This window comes from Methylobacterium sp. ap11 (assembly GCF_900110515.1).
Lineage (GTDB): Bacteria > Pseudomonadota > Alphaproteobacteria > Rhizobiales > Beijerinckiaceae > Methylobacterium > Methylobacterium ajmalii.
The window spans coordinates 1-7,678 of the sequence record NZ_FOEB01000050.1; the positions used below are offsets into that span (position 1 = coordinate 1).

The following is a 7,678-nucleotide window of genomic DNA, read 5'->3' on the forward strand; positions in this document are numbered from 1 at the left end:
GGGCCTCCTCCCGCAGAAGGAGCCCAGCCTACGGCCTGGGTCAGGTTTCAGTCGGCGACTGGGTCAGTTTCACATCGGCGGCTACAAGATCCATCAACCCACATGCACCGAGAGTGCGTCAGAGCCCTTATTCCACGCCTAATCACAGTCTTGCTCCTGACGGAGCGGGGGCGATCCCCGCTCGACAGCGCCCCAGAAGGCCGGGAGCGGCCGCGATCACCGCGGGAGGCGAAGCCGGGAGCGGCCGCCCGCTTGCGGAGCGGACCCCTTGAGGGTTGATCGCGGAAGGCCGCAACGGCCTATCGGGGTTGCTGCGAGAGAGCGGGGTCGTCCACCGCCGGCCGGGCGCGACATCGGCATGATATCGATGTCAGGACGATCTGCTGCCAGTGCTCCGATCGCCCCGGTTCGCCCGCTCGTGCCGTGGCGATCCTGCCTCTAGCGCTCACGCGTCCGACGCGCGGGATGGCGGGATGCCGAGCCTCTCCTCACAGATCGCAGCGACGATCTCGCGGAGGGCACCGATACGCTCGACGAGCCAAGCCAATTCCTCGCCGGTGATCTCGTAGTGCGGGGAGTAGCGGGCATCGACATAGGCCCGGTCGAGCCGGGCAAAGCAGCGCCGGGCGAACCGCGTGTCGCGCGGCCACGCCGCGATCAGCCGGGCGTCCACGCCCTCGGCCAGCGGCCGCAGGCGATTCAGGCGATGCAGCTTCGGGCTGTAGAGGGTCACCACGAGCAGGACGCAATGGTAGAGCCGTTCCGTCGCTTGATGCATCAGGAATGCGGCGTCACGTGGTACTTGGTCGGTGATGCTGTCGCACGCGAGCTTGAGAGCGTGATGGGCCAAGGGAAACCATTGCTCGAAGTGCCGGGCGGCCTCGGCGCGCCGTTCTTGCTCGGACAGCAATTTCGGCGAGGCGAGCGCGAAGCCCTCGACCTCGTAGAGCACGATCCCGTCCCGGGCGATGTCCACGAAGAAGGGACGACCATAGGCGAGTTGGTCGTTCAGGTCGTGGATCGAGTGGACGATGAAGCTCACCTGCGTCCTAAGGCGGCGCGTCACGGTCAACTCGCGCAGCAACCGCTCTTCGGCCCGCTCCCAGAAATCATGCGGGTCGGTGAACCGCTCGGTTTCGACGACGACGAGCAGGTCGTAGTCGGAGTGGTAGCCGGTCGTGTGGTCGTCGACCCAGTCGCCGCGGGCATGCGAACCGAACAGGATCAGCTTGAGGATGCGCCCGCCCTTGTATTTTTCGGAGAGCTTGCCTTTCTGGGCGGCCTCGAATTCCTCGAACAGGATACGGGCCGCGTACTGGAGTTCGCGGCGCTTGCGTTCGGGCAGATGGTCGAGCCGGTCCGAGAGCGTCATGGATCCTCGCATAGGCGGGGCGCAGGCGGACGCCAAGGGAACAGGGGCCTGAGCTTGCACCCGAGCGGCCGGGAGGATCAACGCTCGCGCTGAACCATGCGGAATTGCCGTGCACGAATCGCCTCCGCCATCGTCCGCAGCACGACGCGCATGAAGGCCGGGCTGAACCGGCCGTAGGCGTAGCGCAGGGGATGTGTCTCCAGCGGCACGAGATGGAACGAGCCCGGCATGACGTCACTGTTGGCTTCGTCGAGCATGATCCAGCAGGGCCGGTCGCCCGGAAGCTTGAGACGCCGCCGCTCGGTCTCCGGGATGGCGACCGCGATCCGACCGGACAAGGGCTCCTGCGTAGTGATCGGGAACACTACCACGGCACCCGAGCCGACGTTGACCGGCACGACGAGGCAGACCGGGCGGTCCTTGCGGCCCTCACGCTCGCCGCGGTCATGCTCGCGGGGCCAGAGGAAGCTGTAGCGGACGACGAGACCCGTCTCCGGAGGCTCAATCGCCACCGCCGTGCTCCTGCTCGTAGGCTTTGGCCGCCTGCAACAGGCCGTCGCGCAGATCGTCGGGCATGGTGTCGAGCGTGAAGGCCCGGCGCGGATCGTTCGGGCCGCGCAGGGCTTCGTAGTGCTCCAGGCTCATCAGGACGAACCGGGGCTTGCTGCGCCGGGTGATGACGACGGGCGCACGCTGGGCGGCGTCGGTGACCTCGCCGACCTGCTTGTTGAGGTCGGCCGTTGTGAACGAGCGCATGAGGGCCTCCTGATCCATGAAATCCATATATCATGGATTTTACGGATGACGATTGGCCGGGTTGATTATAGGTCGAGGTCCCCCTGGAGGAAACGGACGGGGATCGCTGCCTCGTTGCCTCCCGGACGATGCGGCCACCTTGCCAGATCGTGACGAAGCCGCCGCTCTTCGGCATCGGCGGGGGTGGCGCGCCGCAAGATTCCCGCAGCGCGTGGTCACGCCGCCGGCGATCATCCAGTCCGCGAGGTCCTGGGTCAGGCGCGCGTCGTAGTCGACGATCCGGGTCGCCGCGTCGCGAAAGCCGTAGCGGGCGGAGAGGAAGGCGACCTTTGCCGCCCGGCCTTCGGGATCGGTGGCGCGCAGGGTGCGCCAGAGAGGGCCGTCGTAGCGCGCGATCGCCGGGATGCAGTCGGGATCGGGGCGCTTGGTCGCCGAGCAGGCGAGGACGAGGAGGCGGGCCATGGCCGTGGTTTCGCGACGGGGGCCGGACCCTCTCTCCGATCGTCGACCCCGTCGCGCAGCATCGGCCTTCTATAGCTCTCGAACATTGGCCGGCCCATTCGCCGCGGGAAGCGGCTCGAGGGGGATTCGTCCTTAACCGTGCCGTGCTAGCGTCGCCGTATCGTGCCGATCCGCCCCGAACACCGCCACTTCTACCCGATCGACTGGCCGCAGCTCTCCGCGGTGATTCGCTTCGGCCGCGCCGGCGGGCGCTGCGAGGCTTGCGGGCGTCCGCACGGCCAAGTGATCGTCTGCCTCGACGAGGGCATCTGGTTCGACGCCGAGGCTGGGCACTGGCGCTCCGGACGGGGGCGGCGCCTGCGCCGCGAGCCCGGGCTCGAAGCCTTGTCCCGCGCCCGGCTGACGGTGCCGGTCCTGGCGACCTGCCATCGGGAGCACGATACCAGCCTCAACGGCGACCGGGATCTCGCGGCCTGGTGTCAGCGCTGCCACCTCATCCACGACCGGCCCGAGAACCTGCGGCGCCGGCGTCTGACCTACCTGCGGCGGCGGGCGATGGGTGACCTGTTTCTCGGGCCATACCCGGTCACTTGACCGGGTGGTACGGCAGGAGCGACGTGCCCCCAGATCACCCGGGGCCACGCCCGGGGCTCCGGGTGGGCCGATTTGCACCCGGTTCAGAGATACTTGAGCCAGGCGATGTCGCGTCGCGACGCCTTGAAGCGCGCGAACCACGCCGTCGGGAGATAGAGGGGGGCGATCAGCCCGGCGTACCACACCAGCACCCAACCGTAATTCGCGACGCCGAACGTGGCGCCCTGCGTCGCGCCCCAGATCGCGAACGCGCCATGGTACAGCAGCCGCAGCACCGTCAGGTGAAGCAGGTAGAAGAACAGCGGCGCACCGCCGAACACCGCCAGGGCCGCGACAACCGGCACGGCGCGCTTCCGCTCCAACGCGGCGAGCAGCAGCGCCCCGATCCCGAGCGTCAGCAACAGGAACAGCAGCGAGGGCGGATATTTCGTCAGTGCGAAGAAGCTCATCCCCGTCCGCAAGGCGCTGCCGTCGACGACGAATCAGGGCTTATCGCCGTAGCCGTTCCCCAGGCGCAGCAGCGCGAAGGCGACCAGCATCGCGCAGCCGATGGCCGCGAAACGGCGCTCTCGCGTGTGTGTGGCGACGCCGGGCAGGAACCATGAGCCGGCCGCGTAGCCGAGCACGATGACACCGATCCATGGAAGCACCGGATAGGTCGTCTTCGCGACCAGTCCGAAGGGGAGCTCGATGGCGTCGCGCTGGTGCAGCATGGCCCAGAGGGGAAACAAGGGCTAATCGAGTTGGAGCTGGATCGGGTCGAGGAGGTTGTGACCGCACACGATCAGCAGGCCGACCGCGACCAGAACCGGACGCGGCAGGCCGATCAGCGCCGCCACGACAATCATGCACACGCCGATGCACCAGATCACCTGAAGCCAGAGCGTCGGACTGGCCACGCCCCAGTAAAGTTCAGAGAGGTAGAAGACCTCCAGGGCCATCAGCACGTGACCGCGCTTCACCAGATAGACGCGCGTCTCCGCCAGCGTATGCCGGGTGCTGAAGAGGTACGCGGCCACGCCCGTCAGCGCGACGAAGATCGGCGCGCACAGGCTGACCGCGAGGCGAGCCAGATACAGGGCCGGCAAGGCGGTCCTGGCGTCAACCGGATCGGCGACCGGCACGTGGAGGAACCAGGTTTCACGCAGGTGGTCGAGGAGCATCAGCACCATCACCAGCCCGCGGAGCGCATCAATGGAGCCGATGCGCCCAACCTTGGCCGGCGCCTCTGCCGACGCCTCGAGCATCCTCGGATCCACGCCCATCAGAAGCGGGCCGTCATGCTGACGGTCACCCGCCTGGGCTCGCCGACACCGACCCAGAACGAATTGTACGAGCGCTCGTAGTAGGTCGCGTCGAAGATGTTGTCGACGTTCAGCCCGAAACGCAAGTTCTCGTAGCGGTAGTAGACCAGGGCGTCGGCGAGCACGTAGCCCGGCAGCCGGAACCGCTCGTTGCCGCTGTCGCCGAGGCGCGAGCCCACGGCCCGGACGCCGCCGCCGATCCCGAAGCCCTTCCAGTCGCCACCCTGGACCTCGTACACGCCGAGCAGACTGCCCGAATGGCGCGGGATGTTGAGGAGCGGCGAGCCGACCCGCAGGACCTCGTCGCGCGTCACCTGGGCGTCGATGAAGGCGTAACCGCCGATGACCCGGAACTCGGGTGTAACCTGCCCGACGAAGCTCAGTTCGAAGCCCTGGCTGCGCACGGCCCCTGCGGCGATCTGGAAGAAGAAGTCCTTGGGATCTGTGGTGAGGACGTTCTCCTTCTCGATGTGGAAGGCCGCGGCCGTCACGCTCAGGCCCGTGAAGAGGTCGAGCTTGGCCCCGACCTCGTAGCCGAAGCCCGTTTCAGGGGCGAAGGGCCTCGTCGCGCTGTCGAAGCCGGTGTTCGGACGGAAGGAGGCCGCCACGTTGCCGTAGAGCGAGAGGAAGGACAGCGGCTGGTAGACGAGCCCGGCGCGGGGCGAGAAGCCAGTGCGGTCCTGCTCCGTGCGCTCGCCGCCGACCTTGTCGCGGAAGGTCTGGTTGTAGAAGTCGGTGCGGTTGCCGAGCAGGAGCTTCCACTCCGGGCTCAGGGCAATCTGATCCTGCACGTAGACGGCGGTGTTGCCGACGTTCTCGCTGGCGCTGTAGCGGCGCGTGAAGGGCGGCTTGGGCTGGCCATAGACCGGGTTGAACAGGTCGAGCGCGAACGGGTCCAGCCGCGGGGTCGACCGCAGCAGGTTCTCGGTGCTGTTATAGCGCTCGTGCTCCAGACCGAGGAGCACGGTATGGGCGAGCGGGCCGGTGTCGAAGCGCCCGACGAGCTCGGCCTGGCCGATGGCCACGCCCCAGGTGAAATCGTGGCGGCGGAACTCACGGAGCAGGGTTCGCCCGTCGTCGAGCAGGCCGGTGGCGCCCGTTTGCAGGCCGGTCAGGCTGCCGGTGTTGAAGTGGCCGGCGACCCGGAGTTGCCAGTCGGGGCTGAAGGCGTGCTCCAGCCGCACCTGCACGATCCCGCTCTCCGACACCGAGTCGTCGCCCGGCTCGCCGAAGAACCGCGAGCGCGGGACGAGGCCGAGGCGGTTGTTCACCGCGACCGTCCCACGGTCGAAGGTCTGGCGGTTGCGCAGGTACTGCGTCTCGACGGTCAGCTTGGTGTCGGGGCTGATCTGCCAGCTCACGACGGGGGCAGCCAGGACACGGTCGCCATCGACGTAATCGCGAAAGCTGTCCTGGCGGGCGAGGGCGCCGTTGAAGCGGTAGAGGACAGTGCCGTCCTCATTCAGGGGACCTCCAGCATCGACGGTCGTGCGCGCCGTGCCGAAGCTGCCGAACAGGGTGCCCATCTCGACGAAGGGCAACGCCACGGGTTGCTTGGTGAGGATGTTGACGGTGCCGCCCGGGTCGCTGCGGCCGTAGAGCGCTCCGCTCGGCCCTTTAAGAACCTCGATGGATTGAACGTTCTGCGTGTCGGGCGCGCCGTTGTAGCCGCGGGCGATGTTGAAGCCGTTGAAGAAGATGTCCTGGGTAGCCAAGCCGCGCACGGAGTAGAGGGCGAGGTTCTGGGCGCCGAAATCGTTCTGCTTGCCGACGGCGGGTATGTAATCGAGGGCGCGCTCGACGCGGGTCGCCGCCGTATCGGTCAGCACCGCCCGGGGAACGACGTCGACCTGCTGCGGCACGTCGCGCCGTGGCGCCATCGTCTTGGTGCCGCTGTAGAGTTCCTCGACCCGATAGGCCGGCGTGGAGGTGAAGCTGCCCTCGACGGAGATGGGGTCGAGCGCCACGGTGGTTTCGGCCAATCCCCCGCGTGCGTCCTGGGCCCAGGTCGGGGTTCCGCCCGCGATGGCGAGCGTGAGAGAGGCAACGGACAGGGAAAGCCGAAACGGCGGGTTGGGACGGGACACGAAGAGGCTGACCTCGGGCGACGGCAATGGCACGTCACCGCGAACGAAGCCTCGGCAGCCACCTCACAGGGCAGTGCCTCGACACCCGCCGGGACACCCCGCCCAGCGTGTTTCGCGTGTGACCACGGCTGACGGCAGGTCTCCTGGCTCGCGGGTCACCGCCTTCTCGTCGTCTTCCCGGGCGAGGCGGCCCAGTGACATGGTGACAAGAAGGCTCGCCGCTCACAGTTGCGGGGACAGCCGCGGCATCGGTGGGGTGAAAGCCCCGTTCTCACCGCGTTCCCATTTGATCCCCGAGGGGAACCGTCACGGCTTGGCTATTCGCCCTGGCATGGGCTGTCAATTCGCTGAGCTCATCCTGCACAGCCCCCTGTCGATACGCTGGGCAGCTGGCAACGACATGCCCGGAGGCGATTCCCCTGGCTCATCCTCTAAAGCACACATAGCCAAAGATGGCGTGTCGATCGCCGCGCCCCGGCCCGGGACATTCATTCCACACGAGCGCGGTTCGACGCTACGTTGACACCACTTCGAGGCCGAGGAGCCAGGGATCGATGATCTCCGCCATACCCATGCCCCTCCGCTCGGCGACCGTACTCGGGACCGTCGCAGCGTCCGCTCTCCCCCTGACGCCCGCCGGAACGACCTACACTGATCCTCCCTCGGTTTCGCGGACACCTCTGATACGCTCGTTACGGGCGGGGAAGGTGTTTGATGGCCAAGACACGACGCGAGTTCGCCCCCGAGTTCAAACGCGAGGCGGTCGCTCTGCTCGAGAGCAGCGGCCGGTCGCAGATGCAGGTCGCCGCGGAACTCGGGATCCAGCCCTCCATGCTGCGCCAGTGGCGATCCGTGCTGATGGAGGGCTTGCCGCCAAAACGACCTGCAGGCGCGCCAGGTTCTGCTCCGATAAGCCCGGTCGCCTCGCCGTCCGACCAGGCGGCCGAGATCGCCCGCCTGCGCCGTGAGCTCGACCGGACGCGCATGGAGCGCGACGTCCTAAAAAAAGCGATCGGCATCTTCGCGGAGATGCCCAAATGACGTTCGCCTTCATCGAGCAGCATGCGACCACCTGGCCGGTGCGTCTCATGTGCCGCGTGCTC

7 protein-coding genes, 2 pseudogenes and 1 riboswitch are annotated in these 7,678 nt (G+C 67.5%); of the genes and pseudogenes, 2 read left to right on the forward strand and 7 right to left on the reverse strand.

The window, feature by feature from the left end:
- Positions 1 to 445 precede the first annotated feature (445 nt).
- From BMX97_RS31705 to BMX97_RS34125, 4 genes are all read right to left on the reverse strand, one after another.
- On the reverse strand, positions 446 to 1,372 hold the full coding sequence (locus BMX97_RS31705) for a HEPN domain-containing protein (RefSeq protein WP_091755067.1): 927 nt from the start codon (positions 1,370 to 1,372) through the stop codon (positions 446 to 448).
- A gap of 77 nt (positions 1,373 to 1,449) precedes the next feature.
- The gene (locus tag BMX97_RS33275) at positions 1,450 to 1,884 is read right to left on the reverse strand and encodes a hypothetical protein (protein WP_177202418.1); all 435 of its coding nucleotides are present in this window, start codon (positions 1,882 to 1,884) and stop codon (positions 1,450 to 1,452) included.
- Positions 1,874 to 2,128 (reverse strand): type II toxin-antitoxin system Phd/YefM family antitoxin, encoded by a 255-nt coding sequence (locus tag BMX97_RS31715; RefSeq protein ID WP_091755069.1) that lies wholly within the window; start codon positions 2,126 to 2,128, stop codon positions 1,874 to 1,876. Before BMX97_RS31715 ends, BMX97_RS33275 begins: the two co-directional genes overlap by 11 nt.
- 39 nt (positions 2,129 to 2,167) lie before the next feature.
- Positions 2,168 to 2,590, reverse strand: a complete 423-nt coding sequence (locus BMX97_RS34125; protein WP_244538760.1) for a hypothetical protein — start codon at positions 2,588 to 2,590, stop codon at positions 2,168 to 2,170.
- A 162-nt stretch (positions 2,591 to 2,752) separates the two neighbouring features.
- Between BMX97_RS34125 and BMX97_RS31725 the strand changes: the two genes are divergently transcribed.
- Positions 2,753 to 3,184 carry a hypothetical protein gene (locus BMX97_RS31725; protein WP_091755068.1) on the forward strand — a complete coding sequence of 144 codons (432 nt, stop codon included), beginning with the start codon at positions 2,753 to 2,755 and terminating at the stop codon, positions 3,182 to 3,184.
- Positions 3,185 to 3,267: 83 nt separating this feature from the next.
- Here the strand turns inward: BMX97_RS31725 and BMX97_RS33425 are convergent, their stop codons facing one another.
- The 3 genes and pseudogenes from BMX97_RS33425 to BMX97_RS31735 all read right to left on the reverse strand — a co-directional run bounded on the left by BMX97_RS33425 (position 3,268) and on the right by BMX97_RS31735 (position 6,470).
- Positions 3,268 to 3,633: a hypothetical protein gene (locus BMX97_RS33425; RefSeq protein ID WP_210187707.1), complete on the reverse strand. Its 366-nt coding sequence runs from the start codon at positions 3,631 to 3,633 to the stop codon at positions 3,268 to 3,270.
- 33 nt (positions 3,634 to 3,666) lie between these two features.
- A pseudogene (locus BMX97_RS34130) lies at positions 3,667 to 4,449 on the reverse strand (heparan-alpha-glucosaminide N-acetyltransferase domain-containing protein).
- Positions 4,449 to 6,470, reverse strand: coding sequence for a TonB-dependent siderophore receptor (locus BMX97_RS31735; RefSeq protein ID WP_244538761.1), 2,022 nt, complete (start codon positions 6,468 to 6,470; stop codon positions 4,449 to 4,451). Before BMX97_RS31735 ends, BMX97_RS34130 begins: the two are co-directional and overlap by 1 nt.
- Before the next feature lie 220 nt (positions 6,471 to 6,690).
- Positions 6,691 to 6,898: riboswitch (cobalamin riboswitch) on the reverse strand.
- A gap of 391 nt (positions 6,899 to 7,289) precedes the next feature.
- On the opposite strand from BMX97_RS31735, the pseudogene BMX97_RS31740 reads away from it, so the two are divergent.
- Positions 7,290 to 7,678: pseudogene (locus BMX97_RS31740) on the forward strand (transposase); the annotation flags it as partial.